This window comes from Rothia sp. HMSC073B08 (genome assembly GCF_001812975.1).
Taxonomy (GTDB): Bacteria; Actinomycetota; Actinomycetes; order Actinomycetales; family Micrococcaceae; genus Rothia; species Rothia mucilaginosa.
In genome coordinates, this window is record NZ_KV811086.1 from 14,138 (window position 1) to 36,666 (window position 22,529).

Here is a 22,529-nt window from a genome sequence, read left to right on the forward strand (position 1 = left end):
TCTGGGTTACCAACACCACCGACAACTCCGTGTCCGTGTACGATCAGGCAACGATGCAGCAGGTCTGGACCACCGCGGGTATCGCAGAGACCGACCCGAACTGGATTGAGCACCCCCGCTCCGTTCTGGTTGACCACGAGTCCGGCAAGGCGTTCGTGACCGGCCGCTTCTTCGTATCCGCTATCGACCTGAAGACCAAGCAGGTTGAGAAGATCCAGCTCGAAGGCGCACCCGACGGCGGCACCCGCTACATCAGCATGAACATCCTGGTTGATGGCGGTAAGCTGTACGTTCCCGAGCGTACCGGCGGCAAGATTTTCGTCATCGACACCAAGACCTTCAAGGTAGAGAGCAGCTTCGACACCAAGGGCAACGCTGAGGGTGAGGTTCGCCCCTCCGACGTGGCTATTGACCACTCGCAGAACGAAATTTACGTCTCCTCCCAGGGCGTGAAGGGCGCGAACTCCGGTGTATCCGTGTACGATGCGACCACCTACGAGTTCAAGAAGTTCATCCCCTTCGGCACCCAGGCGCTCTCGCTCGATAACGATGAGGCCAACGACCTGGTGTACGTGACCGACTTCGGCACCGGCAAGGTGGGCGTGATTGACGGCGGCGCAGCGGACAAGCTGATTGCCGAGGTTGCCATGAACGGCGGCAAGGCAAACGACCTGGTCGTACTGCCCAACGGCTCCGTTATCGCTGTGGACAAGCAGGCTGGCGCAACCGCAACCGTGCCCTACGTCCTCGACGGTACCACCGGTACCGTCAGTACCTCCAGCCAGGTCACCAGCAAGCCTTCTAAGGACAAGCAGGGCAACGAGGTTCCCGCCAAGACCTCCGAGATTCAGGCGAACTCCATCCTGAAGTTCAAGGTCACCGCAACCGCAGGTGACAACTCCGAGATCAAGCAGGTCACCCCCGAAACCCGCGAGTTCCAGGGCTACCCGGCAACCGCCACCAAGACCACCAAGGCAACCGACACCACCACCCCCTCCACCGAGGCACACCGCACCGTGGACGCAAACGGTAGCGTTGCGAACATCATTCAGGGTCTGCCCGGCCAGTTCCAGGTTGGCTACTCCAAGAAGAACCACAAGCTGTTCGTGCCCACCGTGGGTGCACGTGGCGGCCTCGCTTCCTCCCTGGCACGCGTGAATGCAGACACCCTGCAGACCGAGGCTTTCGCCGAGCTGCCTGTGAAGAAGAACGACAAGGGCCAGTACGGTTACACCTCCGCGTACGGCGTGACCGTTGATGACGTGGACGGCACCGTCTGGGTTACCAACACCACCGACAACTCCGTGGCAGTGTACGACCAGCAGACCCTCAAGCTCATCTGGACCAACGAGGGTGTGAAGAAGGACGACCCGAACTGGATTGAGCACCCCCGCTCCGTTCTGGTTGACCACGAGTCCGGTAAGGCGTTCGTGACCGGCCGCTTCTTCGTCTCCGCTATCGATCTGAAGACCAAGCAGGTTGAGAAGATTCAGCTCGAAGGCGCACCCGACGGCGGCACCCGCTACATCAGCATGAACCTGTTCCTCGACGGCGGCAAGCTGTACGTGCCCGAGCGCACCGGCGGCAAGCTCTTCGTCGTGGACACCAAGACCTTCAAGGTTGAGAAGACCATCCAGACTCAGGGTGAGGATTCCACCGTTGAGGTTCGCCCCTCCGACGTTGCTGTGGACCACTCGCTGAATGAGATTTACGTTTCTTCTCAGGGTGTGAAGGGCGTCAACTCCGGTATCTCCGTGTACGACCTGACCACCGGCGAATTCAAGAAGTTCGTCAAGTTCGGCACTCAGGCGCTCGCTCTGGAGCACGATGAGGACCGCGACCTGGTGTACGTAACCGACTTCGGTACCGGCAAGGTGGCTGTCTTCGACGGCCGTGCTGACGAGGTCATCGGCGAGGTTGAGATGAACGGCGCAGCCGCGAACGACGTGACCCTGCTCAAGGACGGCTCCGTACTGGTTGTTGACAAGAAGGACCGCGACGAGAAGGTGACCCTGCCCTACGTGCTCAACGGCACCACCGGCGAAATCACCACCGCCAGCGAGTACACCACCCTGCCCACCAAGGATCGCCAGGGTAACGACGTTCCCGCATCGGTTCAGCAGCTGAAGGCTAACTCGATTCTGAAGTTCAAGGTTGGCGTGAAGGACACCGACGCGAGCGCAGCTCCGGTGGGTATCACCCCGACTTCGCTGGATTTCGCGGGTTACCCGACGGTGACCGGTGTGAAGGCTGAGGAATCGAAGCCGGCTGACCCGAAGGCTGAGGACAAGAAGGCTGAGGACAAGAAGGCTGAGGACAAGAAGGCAGAAGATAAGAAGTCTGAGGACGCTAAGTCCGAGGATAAGAAGTCTGACGCTAAGTCCGAGAACACCGCAGAGGCTAAGGACCAGACCTCCAAGGATCAGGCATCTCAGTCTGATTCGAAGTCTGACTCTAAGACCGGTGCACAGGACTCCAAGTCTGCTCCGGATGCTGTGAAGGCTGATAAGTCCGGTTCGGCTGTGAAGAACGGTGGCTCCTCTGCAGGTGGCTCCGATAATTTGGGCGGTGGCTCCTCGGTAGCTAAGAGCGACGCAGGTTCCTCGCAGGCTGGCTCTTCGCGTGGCGCTCTGGCGAACACCGGTGCTAATGCTGTGATGCCGCTGGTTGCTTTCGCTTCTGTGGCTCTGATTGCGGGTGCTGCTCTGGTGATGCGCCGCCGCAAGGCATAAGCGTAGCGTTTAGTTTTCGGGCGTAAATGCTCGATGTAACGCGTGAGAAGGCGGGTATTTTCTCTTTCGGATTCTTCGAATCTGGGGGAGGGGTACCCGCCTTTTGTGTGCCCGCTTGGGGTTATTCTGGGTAACTTATACAGTAAATATTTATATATGTGCACACGCTTGTAAAAATATAGGTTTTGAATGTCGAGAAAATGTGTAACCCGTGGTGAATATCGCAGATGCACCTCACCTAAACTTTTACATTAATGTGTAAATATAAAAGCATCACAATACCCCCTGGCAACCAGGGTTTTTGCCCGCAAGAGCAAGGAAAAACCCCGGAAACGCCTCAACCTTCACGTGATACTGAAGGCGAATTTGGGGGTCACGCATAAAAACACAAAACACACCCACGTCGCTGCTTGTATTTTCCTGGGAAAACACTGAGGATTAGAAGGTAGGTAAATTTATGCGTTACCTGCATTTCTGCTTTTCGTGCCGTCGAATATGTCACTGCATATTCACGGGTGTCTCGTTAGCATTCGCATGCGGCATGTGAGCACTTCCGTTACACATTTGAAGGACACACATTGAACCTCACTCCCTCCTCGGGTAAAGCATTGAAGGGGCTCGCTGTTGGCTCCCTTGCGCTCGCAATCTCCGGCGCAGCCATGATTCCTGCCTCCTTCGCAGCACCGAATACCGCACATCAGACCGCTTCCTCCAGCGCCTCGGTTCCTTCCACCGCATCGCTGAGCCGCGTTGTTGACACCTCCGCATCCGTTGCGCAGATTACCCAGGGTCTGCCCGGCCAGTACCAGGTTGCATACTCTAAGGCGACCAACAAGATTTGGATGGTCGGCGTGGGTGCCCGCGGCGACCTCGCCTCCACCATTGCTCGTGTCAACGCAGACACTCTTCAGATTGAAGAAGTGGCGGCGCTTCCCTTCGAGCTGGATAAGAACGGCGAATTTGGCTACATTTCCGCGTATGGCATCACTGTTGATGACGTGTCCGGTACCGTGTGGGTTACTAACACCACCGACAACTCCCTGTCTGTGTTCGACCAGAGCACCATGGAGCAGATTTGGACTAACCACGGTATCTCCGAGAGTGACCCGAACTGGATTGAGCACCCCCGCTCTGTGCTGGTGGATCACAACTCCGGTAAGGTGTTCGTGACCGGCCGCTACTATGTGTCCGCAATTGACATGAAGACCTTCGAGGTTACCAAGCTGCAGCTGGAAGGCGCCCCCAACGGTGGTACCCGCTACATTGGCATGAACATGACCATTGACGGCGACAAGCTGTATGTGCCCGAGCGCACCGGCGGCAAGGTCTTCGTAATCAACACTCATACGTTCAAGACCGAGCAGGTTATTCAGACCCGCGGCGAGAACTCCTCCGTTGAAGTCCGCCCCTCTGACGTCACTATTGACCACTCCGAGAACGAAATTTACGTCTCCTCGCAGGGCGTGGACGGCGTGAACTCCGGTATCTCTGTCTACGATTTGACCACCGGTGCGTTCAAGAAGTTCGTTAAGTTCGGCACCCAGGCGCTGTCCATGGAGAACGACGAGGACCGCGACCTGGTGTACGTGACCGATTTCGGTACCGGCAAGATCGCTATCTTTGACGCTAAGACCGACCGCGTGATCGGTGAGGTTGAGATGAACGGCGGTAAGGCTAACGATCTGACCGTCACCGAGGATGGCTCCGTCATTGCAGTGGACAAGCAGGATATCGCGAACACCACCGCGGCTGTGCCCTACGTGCTGAACTCGAAGACCGGCGACGGCACCATGACCGACACCTACACCTCCAAGGCGACCGTGGATCGTAACGGCAAGGCTGTTCCTTCCTCGCAGCAGAAGCTGGTTCCGAACTCCATCGTGAAGTTCTACGCTGAGGTTTCTGAGGGTGAGTTCACCTCCACCGCGACCATTAACCCCGCTAAGGTTCCCTTCCAGGGTTACCCGAAGCAGGCTACCGCAGTGCTGATTGACCCCACCCTGAACTTCGCTGAGGGCACCGTCGACATTACCCGCCCCTACACCTTCCACGTCTCCGGCTACGACTTTGAGAAGCCCCCGGCAGAAGGTATTCGCCTGTTCCTCGTCAAGGAAGGCGAATGGTCGATGGGTTACGACAAACTGACCGATAGCGAACTGGCAAACATTCAGAAGGTCTCCACTGTCGTTCCTGCGAGCGCGTTTGTCTACAACGCACGCACCGGCAAGTACTCCTTCGAGGCAACTCTGCGTGTTCCGGCGAACACCATGCAGTACAGCCAGGGCTACATGCTCGGTACCGTCACCGCTGGTTCTGATGTGGCTACCAACCGCAATTACGATTCGGCTGTTTCGCTGATTGTTAACGATGCGAAGGATGCCGGTAATGCAGATAATCGCGACGAGGCTGACGAGCCGGCATTCCCGACCAATGCTTCGGCATCGCCTTCCGCATCTGCTGCAGTAGAAAAGAAGCCGGCAGCTGAGCAGCCTAAGGGCGAACAGTCGAAGGGTGAGCAGTCGAAGGCTGAGGAAGCTAACGACCAACTGGGAACCACCGCGAAGACCGCGCCGCTGAAGAACTCTTCTTCGGTGAAGTCTGAGGGTCAGTCTAAGGGCTCCGGTTCGGATTCTCAGGTGAGCGCTTCGGCGACCAAGTCTGCGCCTCAGAGCAAGGGCTCGCTGGCTAAGACTGGTGCTCAGAATGTTCTGAGTCTGGCTGCTGTTGGTGCGTTTGTGCTGATTGCTGGTGCCGCTGTGATGGTGCTTCGCCGCCGTAAGGCATAGTTTCTTGCTCTAGTTTGAGCGGATGCGCCCCGTACACTGTGCGGGGCGCATTTTTGTGCCCTGATACTGTCGTGCTTGATTGAGCTGGAGGTAGGCGCGGCGGGTGCTTGAGGCAGCCTGCTTGAGGTAGTCGGGGGAGTGCCTGGTGCAGCTGGAAAAGAGTCTGTGCCGGGGGTCTTGCACTAAGTGTAAAATATGTGATTCAATTCACCACTTTTCGATTTGGTTGTTTCTGGGAACCTCTGTATAGTTATATGTGTTGCCAGGGAGACCTGGTAAAAGAGATGTAAATCTCATGGCCCCATCGTATAGCGGCCTAGTACTCCGCCCTCTCACGGCGGCAACACCGGTTCAAATCCGGTTGGGGTCACACTAGGAAATAAACCCTCAGTCTTCTGGCTGAGGGTTTCTTTGTTTATCGGGCAAAACTGAGCCCAGATTCTATGGTGCCGCCGTGAGCCTCTCACGGCGCCGCTCCTTACGTCGCGGCACTCCGGGGCATGATGGATTTCCTCGCGCGCTCGGCATCATGCCCCGCCACTTCTTGCGGCGTGGCATTCGGACGCATAATGAATTCCCTCGCGCGCTCGGCATTATGCGCCCTCATCACCGTACCCATCCGGTTGGGGTCACACTAGGAAAAAGCCTTGATTCTTCGGAATCAAGGCTTTTTTGTTTATATCTGTCTTTATTCAAGAAAGAATAAAAGCGAAAAGCCACATGTGTTTCGAAAAGCAACCATAATGGTGGCTTCTCGAAACACATGTGGCTTCTCAGCGGTATATGGGACCCGGAATCTACTGTGCCGATGCCTCAGCAGAAGCAGTGGTAGCCTCCGCAGAGGCAGAACCCTCAGCCGAAGCGCTCGGGCTCAGCGACGGAACCGGCGAAGCAGAAGCAGTACCCGGAGCGCGACGCACCATACGCCAAGTGCCGTCCTGGTAATGCGCCACAATCTGACCAGCCACCGGCTTACCGGGGTACTTGAACACCTCAGTCAGCGGCTGCACACGATCATTGGTCTTGCTGTACACGCCAGCACCCTCAGCGCCATCAATCACCATCTCGGTTGCCCAAGTGTAGTAGCCGGTGCGGGTATCCTTGGTCGGGCGGTCAGCAGTCAACGACAGAACCATCGGACGCTCCGAACCAATAACCCAGCCGGTCTCCGAAGCGTACATGCTCTGGAAGAACTCAGCCACAGTCGAGTAATCGCCGGTGTGGTCAATGTTCGTGAAGCGTGCACCGTCACCGGTCAGCAGCAGGTAGTTCAGGGTAGCCTGCCAGTACGCAATGAACGCGTGCAGACCCTCAACACTGTTCTCACGCAGCTTCGCCGGCTCCACGGGAATCGCGACGTTCACTGCCTTGTGCTCCTTGGTGCCGGGCTCAAAAGTGCCGGTGGAGGAGTAGTCGGCAAGAACGACCTCACCCTTCATGCTGGGGCCGGGTTCAATGGTGGTGGTTGCCTCCGCGGTGGGGGAGACGGATGCGGTAGCGCTCGCGGATGCCGAAGACTCGGGTGCGGATGCGCTCGCGGTTGCTGAAGATTCGGAGGACTTTGAGGAACATGCGGCAAGAAGCGCGGCAGTGCCCAGACCCAGTGCGGTCAGGGCGGTGCGGCGGGTATACATGGTAGACATGGGGCTCTTTCTGAGGTGAATAAAGTATGTGCCGGTATTGAACTAATTCCAGAATATCGCAGGGGAGCGGCCAGCCCAATGTTGTGTGCGCCTTCAACGCCGTAAAAGCGGCGGTAGATGACGAAAAACACGGGGCACAGAGATTTTCGCACGACTACGATATGGCCGGGGTTCTAAACGGGGGCGCCGGAGCTGCTCGCGCTTGAGTTGGGTGAGCTTGTTGTAAGTTTGGCTGGTTCATTCCGAACCGTCCAGGCACCATCCTGATACTCCAAGATAAAGAAGAACTCATAATCACCGGGGCCGCTACTCAATGAGGCCATGGTGAGTTCCCTGCCATCTGTGTAGTGAATCTTTGCTTCCTTGTTATACCGGCCAACACCCAGCCAGCGGTACTGTTGTTCGTCAACCTTCTGCGGAGCGTCCTCGGTCAGCTCTGCTGAGAACGGCGCATCAGTACCGTACACCCAGCCAGTGTTCTTCTCATAAAATTCGACGAAAGGTTCGGCCTTGTAGATATCATTTCGGTTTATATCCACAGCCTTAAACGGCTCAATGTCGCCGGTAATCATAAGGTAATTGAAAGAAGCCAACCAGTAGTTTATGGCAGCGTACATGCCCTCCGTCGTTTTGGCTTTCATCTCTGCAGGAGGGACAGGCTTGGGCGGATTCTCCGCCTTCTTCGAGCTGGTTGCGGGAACGTAGGTGCCGCGTGATTCGTAGCCGTTGAACTTCAAGTCGCCCTTGTAGGAGCGCTGTTCCTCGGGCGTGCTCGGGTCGCTGAGCGGGCGAATATCACTGGCGCAGGCGGTCAAGGAGGCGAGCGCAGCGGTGGCGGCGATGCCAAGGGCGGCGCGTCGGGTCACGAAGGTGGACATAAGGTACCCTTCAATAGATTATCGGTGTATCTATTTCAGAGTACCTTAGTGTATTTGGATATGTTTATGATTTTTTGGGTATTAAACCTGGGAAAATACTACAAAAAATGCGTTAGCTAACGAAAAGTGCTGTTTGTTAGGCGTACGTGGTGTCGGTGTCTATGCCACTGCATCCTAAACGTTGAGGCCAGAATTGCTTCCGCCCGAGGAGTCGGGGGTAGCTGTCGAAGAGCTTTTCGTCTCAATGGTGACCATCCACGTATTGTTCCGATAATTCAACACAAAAGTGACCTCATCATTAGCAGAGCTGCCGCTCGTATCTGCAATGTGAATATCCCTGTCCTCCGGTACGTAATGGAGAACGGCGGCCTTATGGTTACGGCCAATACCCTTCCAACGGTACTGCTCATTGTCAACCTTCTGTGGAGTCTCTTCGATCAGCTCAGCCAAGAGCGGCGTATCGGTGCCGTACATCCACCCCTCATCCTTCGCGTACAAGTCTACGTATATCTTCATCTTCTGTACGTAGATACCGTCTAGGTCCACGTCCTTGAACGGGGCAGCGTCGCCGGTAACCGTCAGATAGTTCAGGGCTGCGAGCCAGTAGCCCAGCGCCGCATACATGCCCGAGATCGTCTTTGACTTTATGTTCTCGGGAGGAACGGGCATGGGCGGGTTCTCCGCCTTCTTCGTGGTGCTTGCGGGGCGGTAGGTTCCGGTGGACTTGTAGCTATTGAATTTCAAGTCACCTTTGTAGGGGCGCATCGGGTCAACTACGCTCGGGTCCTCCAGCGGGCGAATATCATTTGCGCAGGCAGTCAGGGAGGCGAGCGCGGCAGCGGTAGCAACGCCCAGGGCGGTGCGGCGAGTAACGAAGGTAGGCATGAGAACCCCTAAACGGTTTGTCAGTGTACTTTTAAGCGTACCCGAAGGAACTGACGCATGTTCAAAGTCCGCTCATGAACGCTTAAGGGAACATCGCCACCGCACGTAGGTAAAGAGGAAGCCCCCGCATGCAATCTCAACTGCATACGGGAGCTTCCCTCACTTTTAGAACCAGCCGCTTAGAGGCGGGTTTTAGGCGCTAGCGCTGCTCTTCTCGGAAGAGGATGCATCAGCATCCTCATCACTGAGCATGTACCACGCGCCGTCCTTGTAGTCCGCCGCGAAGTTGGTTGCCTCGCTCTTAGTGGATCCATCGACTAGGGGAGCGGGGTCCTGACCCTCAATGTGGATCTTCGCGTTGGGGTCATAGATGATGCGTCCGAGCCAATCGTAGCGGTTGGGTCCGCCCGCGACCTTCTTCGGGGCGTCGGTCAGAAGCTGAACGGTAACCGGCGCATCCGTGTCGTATACCCAGCCCCTGCCGGAAGAGTAGATGATAACAGCATTGCTGCCCTCGTTCGCATAGCGGGAGTACGGGTCAGCCTTCTTGAGCGGCTCGTAATCGCCCGTCATAAACATGTAATTGAAGCTCGCCAGCCAGTAGCTGAGGAACTGGTACATGCCTTCAACGGTTGCCTCGTTCATCTTCTCCGGAACAACAGGCTTCGGCACGTTCTGTGCCTTCTTTTCAGCCGTGGCAGGAACGTACTCGCCGTTCTTCTCGTACTTGTCGAGCTTCACCGTGCCCTTGTACGACTTCTTAGCAGACTCAGTCGCTGAAGCAGATGCCGAGGCGGATGCGCTCGCAGATTCAGAAGCACTTGCCGAAGGTGAAGCCTCACCGGAAGAAGAAGAGCTATCAGCCAGCGGGCGGATATCGCTAGCGCAGGCAGTCAGCGCTACAGCCGCACCGGCACCGGTAGCAGCCGCTAGTGCGGCACGTCGAGAAAGAAAAGTTGCCATGAAAAATCCTTAAGTAGTGCGTAGGGTCATGGGCCTAAGCCATAAATCTTATGCGCCTGTAAGCGAGGTGAATCCCCGCCCCTAAGACGGACTCAGCAAAGATGCTCTAGGCATTCTTAGCGTTAGCCTCATCGGATGCTTTGGTGCTCGGGCTCGCAGAGCCTTGTCCATGTACCTTGGTGGGGTAAGTGAACCACTTGCCGTCCTGATACGACAATTTCAGGTCGGAAAGCTCAGGCTCCATGGAAGTGTTCTGGTACATAGGCCTGTTTCCCTTACCCTCAACATGCATCATCGCCTTAGAGTCCTTGGATAGCGTGATACGCCAGTAGTAGAGGGAGTCGCTACCCGATACCTTCTCAGGTTGCGGGGTCATAATCTCAGCCTGAAGCGCATGCTCCGAACCGTAAAACCACCCCTCATTGGACTCATAAAAAGTCACGTAATCATGGAAAGACTTCACATCCCTGCCGGAGGGGTCAGCCTGCTTCAACGGCTCATCGTCACCGGTGAGCACCAGATAGTTGACGCTGGCAAGCCAAAAACTAAAGGCAGAGTATGCGCCATCAATGGTTTTCTCATGCATATTCGCCGGAGGGAGGGGCTTGGGCACATTCTGCGCCTTGTGCGTCTCATCCGCGGGGACGTACTCACCCTTCTTCTCATAGTTATCGAACTTTACCGGCCCCAGATAAGACTTCTCAGAAGAACCATCCGCAGAGGATGAGCTAGCAGAAGTGGAGGGGCTAGCAGAGGCGCTAGAACTTGCTGAAGAGGAAGCCTCCCCAGAAGCAGACGGGGAGCTATCAGCCAACGGACGAATATCGCTGGAGCAGGCACTCAGCATCGTAATAGCGCCCGCACCGGCAGCTAGTAGGGCTGCACGCCGAGAAAGGAAAGTCGTCATCAGAAATCCTTAAGTAGTGAGTATCAGAAGGAGCGGAATTTAACTGTTATTGTCCAAGAGCATGCGCCACATGCCCTCTTTGTACTCCATGATGAACTTCGTCGTGCGAGGAATCGTCTTTTCCTCCTCAACGATAGTCGCGTCAGGCTCACCCTCAATGTGGTACTTAGCGGCAGGATCATAAGCAACAGTCACAAGCCATTCATAACGGTCCTGCTTATTAGCAACCGGCTGAAGCTCATTCTCCGCAATCTCAATCTTGTACGGCTGATCCGAACCGTAAATCCACCCCAGACCCGACTCGTAGAGCTTAATCATGGTCCTAGAGTTCCTCAAAAAAGCCTTCGCAGGATCCGCCTTCATCAGCGGCTCAACATCGCCGGTCAGAATCAGATAATTCTGGGAAGCAAGCCAATAACCCATCAGAGCGTAAGCACCCTCGGGGCTGTTCTCCTTCATCTTCTCCGGGATAAGAGGCTTCGGCACGTTCTGCGCCGGCGCCTCCGCACTCGCCGGAATGTAGGTGCCGCTCCGCTCGTAGTTATTGAACTTAATCGGGCCCACGTATGAGCCGGGCGTGTGATCATCGGTAGGAGAAGGTGACGCCGAGGCGCTCACAGAAGAGGAAGCCGCGCCAGAAGTAGCGCCAGAAGCAGCATTAGAAGCCGAACCAGAGGAACCACCCGAGCCCTGCGACAGCGGACGAATATCAGTAGCGCACGCAGTCAGCGCTGCAAGAATACCGGTCGCACCCACGCCCAGGAGAGTACGTCGAGTGAAGAAGGTAGTCATCGGAAGCCCTTCGTTGGAACCAATACAGAACAGATAAAAACACCGTGCGCCAGAGCAGGCGTAGACGCCCTGTAAAGACCTATCAGTACGTCAATGTATACACCTTTAAGGTTACCCGAGAGCCACCAAATAGCCCCGTGACCACTTCGAATGTTCAGAAAATTAAGACCCCACACCCAGCGTTTTACCAGGTGCGGGGTCTTCCATCATGAGAAGTCAGCATGCGAGGGAACCTTCAGCAATACGGCAACTATGCGGCGCTAGACAACTCCCACTTGCCGTCCTTGTAATCCAGTCGGAACCTCGCCACCTTCTTCTTCGACTCATCAGCGCTCGTCGCCTTCTCCGGCTGACCATTGTAATGCCGCATCATCTTGGGATCCATATAGGAATAGCCCTCCCAAATAAAGCGAGTATTATTGCTACCCGGCACCTCACGGGGCGCATCCGTCAGCAGCTCAACAATATACGGAGTTTCCGTACCGTACACCCAACCCAAACCCGACGCATACAGCTTAATCGTGCTGGGATACTTCTCCCAGCCGTAACCATCATGGTAAACGATCTCAATTGGACCAGGGTTACCCGTCATCATGAGGTAATTCAAGCTCGCCAGCCAGAAACTCAAGAAAGCATACGCACCATCAACGCTGTGCTCCTTCATATTCGCCGGAGGAACAGGCTTCGGCATATTCTGAGCCATCTGCGTAGCGCTCGCCGGAACGTACTCACCGGTCTTCTCATAGCTATCAAACTTCATCGGACCCTTATAGGACTTACCCGAAGACGGAAGACCCGAGGCTACAGAAGCACTCGCAGACGCCGAAGCAGAAGGAGACGCCGATGCAGACGCAGATTCGGAGGTGGTCGCCGCCTCCGACGGAGAAGCCGAGCCGGTACTGCCAGCCAGCGGGCGAATATCGCTAGCGCACGCAGTCAACGCAGAAAGTGCACCCGCAACAGCAACACCCAGAGCGGTACGTCGAGTGAAGAAAGTAATCATCGGAAGTCCTTCGTCAGATCCTTCACCCACAAAGCCGTCAGCACGAGGCTCAAACCTGCAGGTAAAGACCATATGTAGTACGTCAATGTATATACGTTAAGCGTACCCGAGGCACTCTCAGTCGACCCCGAACACCCGCAGGGTTTCCCCCTGAGTGTTCCCTGGGTTTTTGACAAAAGAAACCCCCGCCCACGGTGCATTACCGCGGGCGGGGGAGAAGCTCATCTCAAACTGTTATGTCTTCATTCAGTACGACGAGAATCTTATACAGAAGAAGAACTGGAGGAAGAGTCAGAAGCCTTCGAAGAAGAGTCCTCATCGCCGGTGAGCATAAACCACTTACCATCCTTGTACTCCACAGCAGCCTTCATCAGCTGGCCGTTCGGGCTAGAAGCCGTCTTAAAAGGTACGTCAGACTTGCCCTCACGATGGATCTTCGCATCAGGGCTGTCGTTCATGTAACCCGGCCAGTTATAACGGGTAGTGCTACCGGAAACCTTCTGAGGCGAACCAGTAATCAGCTCAATAGTAACCGGGGTATCCACACCATACATCCAACCCAGATCATTCTCGTACATATACGCAAATTCCTGGAAATCCGTAACATACACATCTGCAGGGTCAGCCTTCTTCATCGGCTCAGTATCACCCGTCATTAGCGCATAGTTAAAGCTCGCCAGCCAGTAACCAATGAACGCGTACAAGCCATCAACGTTCTGCTCGTTCATGTTCTTCGGCACGAGGGGCTTGGGAACATTCTGCGCCTTCTTCTCAGCCGTAGCAGGAATGTACTCGCCGTTCTTCTCGAAGTTATCGAACTTCACAAGTCCCTTGTAGGACTTGCCGGAAGAAGCAGAGGCTGAAGCGCTAGCCGAGGCACTCGCGGATGCGCTTTCAGAAGCACTTGCAGAAGCAGAAGGAGAGCTGGACGCGCTACCATCAGCCAGTGGGCGAATATCGCTAGCGCACGCAGTCAATGCCGCCAGTACGCCGGCACCGGTTGCACCCAGCGCCACGCGGCGGCTCACACGGGTAGATATGGGGGAAGGGCTCGTCATTATCAGCCTTTCAAAAGAAGTCAACAAAGGAAATAGAGTGAGTTGACACCCATATCATACCGTAAACACGCATATAGATATCAAATGTTACTACTTATATCCTTTTGCGAAGAAAGGTCTAAAAAGCTGCAATTAGCGCACTAGGAAGCCGAAGTGCTCGCAGAACCCGAGCTCTTACCAGCATCCTTATCCTTCTGGGTACTCATAAACCAAGCACCCTCCTTATACTCCACAACAATCCTCATCGCCTGACCCTGAGAATCTTCTGCCCTAGCCAGCGACTTATCGCGGTTATCACCCTCCGTCAGATGCCTCTTCGCATTCTGATCAACCAGGGAACGAGCACGCCAGAAATAACGAATACGGTCGCCCTCAACCTGCGTGGGAGTATCCGTCAACAGGTACACAGACATCGGCTCACTCGTATCGTAAATCCAGCCGCGACCCGTCTCATAGAGCTTAACCATCGGCTCAAGCTCCTTATAGTATTCGCTACTCGGATCCGTCTTCTTCAACGGCTCAATATCACCCGTCAACGCCAAATAATTAAAGCTAGAAATCCAATAGCCAATCAGCGCATAAATACCGTCAATGCTCAGCTCCTGCACCTTCTCCGGCATAATCGGTTTGGGCACATTCTGCGCCTTCTTCTCAGCCGTGGCAGGCACATACTCGCCGTTCTTCTCAAAGTTATCGAACGTGACCTTACCCTGATACGACTTATTCGCAGACGGCAACGTCGACGAAGCAGAGGGGCTCGCGCTCGCTGACTCAGAGGTGGCAGCATCAACCGGCGGATGCACCGTACGCGCACACGCAGACAACACAGCGGCAAGACCAACACCGCCCGCACCCAACACGGCGCGGCGGCTCAAGGCGACGGGCTTAGAAGAGGGGCTAGTCATCAGCAGTCTTTCGGTGAGGTCAACGGATGTGGGGAGTGAGTCGACACCCCCATCATACCGGGCGCACCTTATAGCAACCGTAAAGCACCGGCGAATAACAAATAGTCGGGCGCATATGAAGACACCCCATAGCTGCCACACAACAAAAGACAGCTACGGGGTGAACAACGTAATACGCCTCGGCTGAACCGGGCCCACCGGCTAGCAGAGTAGTTAACGGAGCAGATGCGCAAAATTACGGCGCGCGTGAGCCACCTTCGGGCTCACCACAAATGCACAATAACCCTGCGCCGGATTCAACGCGTAATAATTCTGGTGATAATCCTCAGCCTCATAGAACACACCCAGAGGCTTAATCTCCGTAACAATGGGGGAGGGGTACAGCTGCTGAGCACGCGCCACCGCACGCTCAAATGCCTCACGCTGCTGCTCATCCGCGTAGAAAAGCACCGAACGGTACTGCGAACCGGTATCCGCACCCTGACGATCCCAGCTGGTCGGATCGTGGCTCGTGAAGAAAATATCCAGCACCGTATCCAGGTCAATCACCTGCGGGTCAAAGCTGAGCTTCAGCGCCTCCTGATGCCCGGTCGCACCCGAACACACCGAACGATAATCGGGGTCGGGAGTATCGCCGCCCGTGTAGCCGCAGACGCTCTCCTCAACCCCGCGGAACTGGCGGTACACCGCATCCAGGCACCAGAAACAGCCGCCGGCAAGAACAACATCAGTCATGATTCCTCCTTGAACTATAAAACCACACTACCTGAAGAACACCGCCGAGCCGCATAATATTCCTGAGCTGCCGCCGCGCCACCTGCCACAATAGAGGTATGACTGAAAAACTAGAAACCCCCACCCTCGCAGAAGTCGTCGACGCCTTCCACACGCTCTTCCCGCCGCAGCTCGCCGCCGGATGGGACGCATCCGGCCTCGTCGCCGGACGTGGCGCCGCTAAAGTGAGCACCGTCCTCTTCGCAGTAGACGCCCTCACCGCCACCGCTGAAGAAGCCGTAGCCGAAGGCGCGCAGCTACTCATCACCCACCACCCGTTACTGCTACGCGGCGCAAAGTTCATCCCCGACAGCGACTACAAGGGCAATGTACTGCACACCCTTATCGAAGGCGGATGCGGCCTGCTCGGCGCGCACACCAACGCCGATGCCGCCGTTGAAGGCGTGAACGAAGCACTCTGCGACGCTATCGGCCTGATTGACCGCGAACCGCTCACCGAAGCACAAACCCAGGTACTCGACGAACAGGAACACTCGGTAGGCACCGGCCGCCTCGGCACCCTGCCCGAAGAAATCACCCTCAAGGAGCTCGCAGAACGCCTCGCAGCGGCACTGCCCGCAACCGCCGGTGGCCTGCGCATCGCCGGACGCGCCGACCAGCCGATCCGCCGCGTCGCCCTCTGCGGTGGTGCCGGTGACTCCCTCTTCGACGCTGTGCGCGCCACTGACGCGCAGGTGTACATTACCGCCGACCTGCGCCACCACCCCGCCAGCGAATTCCGCGAGACCGCACGAGTTGACGGTAGCAACATCGCCCTGATTGATTGCTCCCATGCAGCTAGCGAATCCCTCTGGCTGCAGTCGGCGGCAAACCGCCTGCGCGCCCTGCTCGCTGAGCGCGGCTTCGCTATCGAAACGAAGCTGTCCGCACTGAACACCGACCCGTGGGACTTCACCGTCTCCACCGGCGTGGCAACCGGTCAGGACGCGCACTCGGCAAGCACCGCCGCAGCCCCCGCATGGGAACTCTAGGGCGAGAATTCTAGGGGAGAGAACTCTAGAAGAATCCGCGCAGATTCCCTCAATGCGTAAGAGCCCGGGCACCCCGTCCGTTGTGACGAGGTGCCCGGGCTAGAACCGGCTCGGTCTACTTAGTTAGCAATGCGATACAGGCCGGTAGTGGTAGGGTGCATAACACGATGCCAGTAATAGAACGTTATCCAGTCCAATTCAATGCGGGTCACAGCATGATTCGGTTCAAACATGCCGGTCTCGGGAGTAATAACATTCTGCTGGGTAGCCCACAGAATCTCACGGTAGAACGCGGAATCCGGCGTAACATCCGGGAAGGATGAAACACCCGATACTTCCGGTGAACCAGACGCACGGTAAATCATTGCGGCAACGGTTGCATTCGTGAGACCGTCCTCCGCGTGGAACTTTCCGTCAGGTCCGCCGAAAGTAACGCCCTTTTCACGAGCCCAAATGTAGGCGGCGTAGTTCGGATTGTCCGTCTTCACATCCGGCCACGGAGAGACTTCAGGAAGGTCCACCTTGGGGCTGCCCTTCATCTCATAAAGGGCGGAAGCCAGCTCACCGCGGGTGGCAGGCTGCTTCTGTTCCTCGTCGTTCAGCGATGTCGAAAAGTACATACGTTCCTCTACGGGTACGTAAGCATTCGTGAACCGCTGGACACCCTCAAACTTCAAATCCTGGTGCGCCAAAAGAACGCCGCGGTGCTCCGGGGCAAAACCCACCATCGGCGTGATGAGAGTCTTATCCGTCTTGCTGGGGTAACCGTAGTCGCTCCACGCCTCAATGACGTACTGCTTGGACGGATCCAGCGTGTTCGCGGGAATCTTGAGATTGACGAAAGCGAAGCCTCCCTCCAGGCCCGTCTCGTATTCATCATCACCGTGGACGTAACGCTTCATCTCGCTCATAACCAGGACGGGGGAACCCGTGCCCTTCTCGCGAATGACGTACATCATGCCCTCAACGCCGGGGATGTCAGTCCCTACGAAGCCCTGACCCTGAATCAGCAGCTCCTGATCCTTCGTGGTGTCCTTCAAAGCGTCGTATTTCAACTTAGGTGCGAAGGTGTCGAAGTGATAATCATTGGTGCTCAGACCGTGATGCGTCACAACGTTCTTGCGAGCCCAGATATCCTGAACGGTTGACTGCGGCTGGCCCTCGGGCTCGGCAAGGATGCCAACCTCGTAACGCACCTTGTCCAGAGTCATATCCGGGAAATACTCCGTGAGAGTGTAGTAACTCGGCAAAGTATTAGCTTCAACCTTCAGCGGGGCGACAAAGGTGCCGTCATCGTCAATGGTGAAGTCCTTGCCCTCTTCAAACCGCAAGAGGGTATCGGTCACCTGATGGGCGTTGTAGGGGACGTTCTCCTCGGGCGCGATGTAGATGACTACCTTGCCGTGCTGCTTGCGCCACTCCTTGGTGAAGCCGGTGCCCAGAACCGTAATTTTACTGTCCTCACCGGTGTACAGGCCGTCGCCCTCTTGCTCGAAGACGTCACGGCCGTCCTGGTAGTAGTAATCCTCATAGACAACGGTGAAAGACGGCTCATCCGCGACATCCTGAGTTGCAGGGGCGGGGGTATTGGCAGTCGGTGCGTTAGCAACGGGCGCGTTTGCGGTGGGCGCTGCGTCCTGGGCTAACGCCGGGGTCAGCGGCAGGACCATCACGCCCGCCAGTGCGAGCGCGCTACAATTCCGAGCCGCGCGGAGGAATGAAGACTTAGAGTTCGGAAGTGAGGACATAAGACATCCTTAGGGTCATTTCTCCGGGGCCGCGCGAGCTTACCGGCAGGTTGGGAATCGGCCGCAGAATCTGCGCACGCCCGATGAGAAAAGTGGTTGAAAATCCCCCTCGGTTTCGGGGATATCCTCACCCTATCAAAGCGTTGAACGATTGTCAGGAAACACTCAAGGAATACTTTAAGGTTTCGAGAAATCTCATACAGCGGTAGCTGTTAAAAGCTGAACCCCGTGCTCCCGAACAGAAAACCATTCGGGAGCACGGGGAACCAGAGAGCTATCCGATGCACCGCACGCGCCCTCAAGGTAAAACCCGAGGGGGATGCGGGCGGGCTAAACGACCTTACTTAGCGCGAGCCTGGAACGCCTCAATCAGAGTCTCCAACTCACCATGAGTCACCATGTACTGAGCATCGAAAGCGCCGTTAGCGTTCAGCACCACCTTGTTCTGCTGAGCCCACAGAATCTCACGGTAGAACGCCGAACCGGGAGCCACATCACTGTACGGGGAGTCGCCCTTAACCGCGGGCGAACCAGCCGCACGGTAGGTGAACGCCGCAACGGTAGCGTTCGAAATGCCTGCATCAGCATGGAACTTGCCGTCCGACCAGCCGAAGGTAATACCCTTCTGACGAGCCCACACGTACGCGGGGAAGTTCGGGTCGGTGGTCTTCACATCCGGCCAGGGAGAAGTTTCAGGCAGCTTCACCTCGGGGGTGCCCGCCTGAATGTACAGGGCAGCTGCGAGCTCACCGCGGGTAGCGAGGGTCTCCAGCTTCTCGTCGGAAGGATCAGGGTTCTGGTTATCGTTCTCATTGGGGTCCTGAGCGTTGGGCAGGTTAGCATCCCTATAACCGTTCGTGCCGTTCAGGTCCAGGTCCTGCCATGCGAGTAGGGTACCGCGGCCCTTGGTGGACCTGCCCACGACCGGTGCGATCAGCTTACCGTTATTGCCGTAACCGTCGTTAGCCCAGACCTCAATCACGTACTTCTTCGAAGCATTCAGAGTGTTTGCCGGAAGATTCACGGTACCGTTCAGGTTGCCATCACGGTACGCCGAAGACTGGGTGGGGTGGTCAAACTCGATAATGTCGCTGGTTGCCAGAACCGGGGTGTTCGAGCCCTTCTCACGAACCACGAGCTGAACGCCCCTAACGGAGTGAATATCGCCGTTAAACCCCTGGCCACCAACGTTCAGATCCTGTGATTTTGCGGGGTCAGTCACAGCGTTGTAACCCAGGCGCGGTGCGAACGGCGCCGGCTTCTCGCCCATAGTATTCAGCACCTGGGTGCTCACCACGTTCTTGCTGGTCCACAGCTCCTGAGCGGTCAGCGGCTTCTGATCCTTCTGTTCAGCAACCACGCGAATTTCGTAGAGGACATCGTACTTGGTGCCGCCGGTCGGGTCGTGGAAGTTGTCATCATCGATGAAGTAGTAGGCAGCAAGCTTGTACGCCTCAACCTTCAGATCAGCCTCAAAAGTGCCGTCATCGGTAATGGTGAAGTCCTGACCCTCCACGAAGCGCAGCATCTTCGAAGTCGGAATCTCGTAGCCGGAGGGCGCGTAGTTCGCGGGAGCAATGTACAGCGCCACGGTGCCGTGCTGAGCGCGCCACTCCTTGGTGTAACCCGCACCCTTCACATGGATGGTACCGCCCTCAGTCGTGACGAGGGAGGGGTTCACGCCGTCGTACTTGTAACCGTCAGGGATGGAAACCTCAAGGGTCGGGGTAGCCGCAGCGTCCTGGTCGGCTACCTGTGGGGTAGCGGCAGCAACAGCGGCATCAGCGGCAGGAGCTGCATTCTGAGCCAGCGCCGGAGTCATCGGCAGAACCATCGCGCCAGCCAACGCCAGAGCGCTACAATTCCGAGCCGCGAGGAGGAATGAAGACTTAGAGTTCGGAAGCGAGGACATAAGACATCCTTAAAGTTGTTTCTCGCAGGGCTCTGCGGGCTCAACGGCGGGTAGGGAATTCGCCGTTGAATCTGCACACACCCTATGAGAAAAGTGGTTGAAAGCCCCGTCGGTTGCGGGGACATTTTCACCCTATCAAACCCTCAGGTAGATGTCAGAGAACACTCAAGGGAAGCTTGAAAGTTTTGAGGCGTTTCACAGGTTGATCAGCCGGTAAAAGCTGAACCCCGTGCACCCGGTGAGAAGAAGACTCTCAGGATGCACGGGGTTATGACTCAGACTAGAACCAGCCCACCATAGTCAGTGCGGTTCTGAAAAATGAACATCATCTGCTCCAGCTCACCACGATTTACCATCGTGGTCGCCTCAAAAATACCCCTCTGCGGGTTAATGACACCATGCTGAGCAGACCACAAAATCTCACGGTAGAAGGCGGAACTCGGATTCACATCCGTAAACGAAGAAACACCGGAAACAGCTGGGGAACCTGCTGCACGGTAGGTGAACGCCGCAACAGTAGCGCGTGAAATACCTGCATCCGCATGGAACTTACCATCAGACCAGCCGAAGCTGATGCCCTTCTCACGAACCCAAATGTACGCAGCGTAGTTCGGGTCGTCTGTCTTTACATCCGGCCACGGGGAGACTGCCGGGAGGTTCACCTTGGGGGCGCCAGCTTGAAGGTACAGTGCTGCAGCTAGCTCACCGCGAGTAGCGCGCTGCTGCTGTTCCTCATCGCTAAGCTTTGAGAAGAGGTGCTTATACTTGGGCTTGGGTAAAGATACATTCGTGAATTCCTTAAGACCTTCAAACTTCAGGTCCTGACGGCCCATAAGGACACCGCGGTGCTCCGGCGCGTATCCCACCATCGGTGTAATCAGAGTCTTATCCGTCTGGCTGACATAGCCATAGTCGCTCCATGCTTCAAGGACGTACTGCTTAGACGGATCCAGAGTGTTCGCGGGAATTTTGATGGTTTTGTAAACAGCATTTCCCCACAGCTGAAGTGTGCCATTGCCACGATCGTAGTAGCGCTCCATCTCGCTCATGAGCAGGACGGGGGTGCCGGTGCCCTTCTCTCGAATCGTGTACATGACACCCTCACGGCCGGGGAGTTCATTCGCGCTGAAACCCTCACCCTCAATCATCACCTCCTGATCTTTCGCGGTGTCCTTCAGGGCATCGTACCTCCAATGGGTCCCGATAATTTTAGGATGGCGACGGGCATATATCGGCTGGTGGATAGCCACGTTCTTACGAGCCCAAATATCCTCAATGGTTGGCCAGGGCTGCCCCTCAGGCACAGTGAGGATGCCAATCTCATAACGCACCTCTTCCCAGCGGAAATTCGGGGCATCATAACGGATGGGGTCGTAGAAAGTATCCAGGTCGCCATATCTAATCCTCAGCTTTGCCTCAAAAGTGCCGTCATCGGCAATAGGGAAACGCCAACCTTCTCCAAAGAAAAGCACCGACGTTGAAGGGTTAGTGTTACCAGGACGATCTTTTGTAGCGGCAATATAAAGGACTGCCTCGCCGTGCTGCTTACGCCATTCCTTGGTGAGACCGGTGCCCCTCACCGTAATTTCGTTGTACTCATCGGTGTACAAAGCCGCACCCTCCCCATAATCAATGGTGAAAGACGGGCCATCCGTGACGTCCTGAGAAACCGGGGAAGCGGTATTGGCAACCGGTGCGTTAGGGACAGAAATGTTAGTGACCGGTGCTGTATCCTGAGCCAGCGCCGGAGTCATCGGCAGAACCATCGCGCCAGCCAACATGAGAGCGCAACAACCCTGCGTTGCACGGCGGAATGAAGACTTAGAACTCGGAAATGAGGACATAAAGCATCCTTATGGTACGTCCCATTGGATGTTGGCAATTCCTGCAGGATGATTTCCGGCCGATTCTTCACCGTCGAAGTTGCGCTGACCCAATAAGAAGTTCGTTGATTATCCCCGTCGGTTTTGGGGGTAGCCTCAGCATATCAAACCCTTAATGAGAAGTCGCGAGAAATCTCAAGGAATAGTTGAAAGTTTTGAATTCTGTGCCGCAATGATTCCGCGAGCACCCAAAAATAGGTGCAGAAAAAAAGCAGAGAAAACGGGCATAGAAAACCCCGTGTTCCCGAATAGAAAAACCATTCGGGAACACGGGGTATTCAGCTTAGAACTAGGCTGCCTTACTTAGCGCGATTCTATCTGGCACCGTTCTACTGAGCGCGGTTCTGGAAATTGAACAGCATCTGCTCCAATTGACCACGATTCACCAGGTCCGTCGCGTTAAAAGCACCGAAATCTGGAGTAATGACATACTGCTGAGTGGACCACAGAATCTCACGGTAGAAGGCGGAACTCGGATTAACATCCGTGAACGAAGAAACACCAGAAACAGCCGGGGAACCCGCTGCGCGGTAGGTGAACGCCGCAACGGTAGCGTTCGAAATGCCGGCATCCGCGTGGAACTTACCATCAGACCAGCCGAAGGTGATGCCCTTCTGACGAGCCCACACGTAGGCGGCGTAGTTCGGGTCGTCAGTCTTCACATCCGG

17 protein-coding genes and 1 tRNA gene are annotated in these 22,529 nt (G+C 56.1%); 4 read left to right on the forward strand and 14 right to left on the reverse strand.

All coding sequences use genetic code 11. From position 1 onward, the window contains the following. The 3 genes from HMPREF2884_RS08160 to HMPREF2884_RS08170 all read left to right on the forward strand — a co-directional run. Positions 1 to 2,732 (forward strand): DUF5074 domain-containing protein (locus tag HMPREF2884_RS08160; protein ID WP_070616678.1); only part of this gene is annotated, 2,732 nt, incomplete at its 5' end. A gap of 578 nt (positions 2,733 to 3,310) precedes the next feature. After that, positions 3,311 to 5,518: an LPXTG cell wall anchor domain-containing protein gene (locus HMPREF2884_RS08165; protein WP_070616680.1), complete on the forward strand. Its 2,208-nt coding sequence runs from the start codon at positions 3,311 to 3,313 to the stop codon at positions 5,516 to 5,518. Positions 5,519 to 5,815: 297 nt separating this feature from the next. Beyond that, positions 5,816 to 5,888 (forward strand) — tRNA-Glu (locus HMPREF2884_RS08170). Positions 5,889 to 6,315: 427 nt separating this feature from the next. Here HMPREF2884_RS08170 and HMPREF2884_RS08175 read toward each other — a convergent pair. The 10 genes from HMPREF2884_RS08175 to msrA all read right to left on the reverse strand — a co-directional run bounded on the left by HMPREF2884_RS08175 (position 6,316) and on the right by msrA (position 15,287). Then, entirely contained in the window at positions 6,316 to 7,161 is an 846-nt protein-coding gene (locus tag HMPREF2884_RS08175) for a DUF6318 family protein (RefSeq protein ID WP_070616682.1), read from the reverse strand. Positions 7,162 to 7,334: 173 nt separating this feature from the next. After that, positions 7,335 to 8,039: a DUF6318 family protein gene (locus tag HMPREF2884_RS08180; RefSeq protein ID WP_070616684.1), complete on the reverse strand. Its 705-nt coding sequence runs from the start codon at positions 8,037 to 8,039 to the stop codon at positions 7,335 to 7,337. Between the two features lie 174 nt (positions 8,040 to 8,213). Continuing rightward, positions 8,214 to 8,924 (reverse strand): DUF6318 family protein, encoded by a 711-nt coding sequence (locus HMPREF2884_RS08185; RefSeq protein WP_070616686.1) that lies wholly within the window; start codon positions 8,922 to 8,924, stop codon positions 8,214 to 8,216. Between the two features lie 192 nt (positions 8,925 to 9,116). Further along, positions 9,117 to 9,887, reverse strand: coding sequence for a DUF6318 family protein (locus HMPREF2884_RS08190; RefSeq protein WP_070616689.1), 771 nt, complete (start codon positions 9,885 to 9,887; stop codon positions 9,117 to 9,119). A gap of 106 nt (positions 9,888 to 9,993) precedes the next feature. Continuing rightward, a complete protein-coding gene (locus HMPREF2884_RS08195; RefSeq protein ID WP_070616691.1) occupies positions 9,994 to 10,794 on the reverse strand; it encodes a DUF6318 family protein in 801 nt (266 codons plus the stop codon). Between the two features lie 39 nt (positions 10,795 to 10,833). Next, the gene (locus HMPREF2884_RS08200; RefSeq protein ID WP_070616693.1) at positions 10,834 to 11,586 is read right to left on the reverse strand and encodes a DUF6318 family protein; all 753 of its coding nucleotides are present in this window, start codon (positions 11,584 to 11,586) and stop codon (positions 10,834 to 10,836) included. Between the two features lie 250 nt (positions 11,587 to 11,836). Further along, positions 11,837 to 12,589 carry a DUF6318 family protein gene (locus tag HMPREF2884_RS08205; protein WP_070616695.1) on the reverse strand — a complete coding sequence of 251 codons (753 nt, stop codon included), beginning with the start codon at positions 12,587 to 12,589 and terminating at the stop codon, positions 11,837 to 11,839. A 263-nt stretch (positions 12,590 to 12,852) separates the two neighbouring features. After that, on the reverse strand, positions 12,853 to 13,647 hold the full coding sequence (locus HMPREF2884_RS08210) for a DUF6318 family protein (protein ID WP_083309691.1): 795 nt from the start codon (positions 13,645 to 13,647) through the stop codon (positions 12,853 to 12,855). Positions 13,648 to 13,787: 140 nt separating this feature from the next. After that, positions 13,788 to 14,552 carry a DUF6318 family protein gene (locus tag HMPREF2884_RS08215; RefSeq protein WP_070616697.1) on the reverse strand — a complete coding sequence of 255 codons (765 nt, stop codon included), beginning with the start codon at positions 14,550 to 14,552 and terminating at the stop codon, positions 13,788 to 13,790. 213 nt (positions 14,553 to 14,765) lie between these two features. Then, positions 14,766 to 15,287 (reverse strand): peptide-methionine (S)-S-oxide reductase MsrA, encoded by a 522-nt coding sequence (gene msrA / locus HMPREF2884_RS08220; RefSeq protein WP_049341410.1) that lies wholly within the window; start codon positions 15,285 to 15,287, stop codon positions 14,766 to 14,768. Positions 15,288 to 15,385: 98 nt separating this feature from the next. On the opposite strand from msrA, the gene HMPREF2884_RS08225 reads away from it, so the two are divergent. Further along, the gene (locus HMPREF2884_RS08225; protein WP_049357589.1) at positions 15,386 to 16,318 is read left to right on the forward strand and encodes a Nif3-like dinuclear metal center hexameric protein; all 933 of its coding nucleotides are present in this window, start codon (positions 15,386 to 15,388) and stop codon (positions 16,316 to 16,318) included. A 119-nt stretch (positions 16,319 to 16,437) separates the two neighbouring features. Here the strand turns inward: HMPREF2884_RS08225 and HMPREF2884_RS08230 are convergent, their stop codons facing one another. The 4 genes from HMPREF2884_RS08230 to HMPREF2884_RS08245 all read right to left on the reverse strand — a co-directional run. Continuing rightward, positions 16,438 to 18,066 (reverse strand): S-layer homology domain-containing protein, encoded by a 1,629-nt coding sequence (locus HMPREF2884_RS08230; protein WP_070616700.1) that lies wholly within the window; start codon positions 18,064 to 18,066, stop codon positions 16,438 to 16,440. A gap of 340 nt (positions 18,067 to 18,406) precedes the next feature. Beyond that, complete coding sequence (locus HMPREF2884_RS08235; protein WP_070616702.1) at positions 18,407 to 19,978, reverse strand: gluconolactonase; 1,572 nt, start codon at positions 19,976 to 19,978, stop codon at positions 18,407 to 18,409. Between the two features lie 275 nt (positions 19,979 to 20,253). Further along, positions 20,254 to 21,822 (reverse strand): S-layer homology domain-containing protein, encoded by a 1,569-nt coding sequence (locus HMPREF2884_RS08240; protein WP_070616704.1) that lies wholly within the window; start codon positions 21,820 to 21,822, stop codon positions 20,254 to 20,256. Between the two features lie 368 nt (positions 21,823 to 22,190). Further along, a partial coding sequence (locus HMPREF2884_RS08245; RefSeq protein WP_210398951.1) for an S-layer homology domain-containing protein occupies positions 22,191 to 22,529 on the reverse strand: 339 nt, incomplete at its 5' end.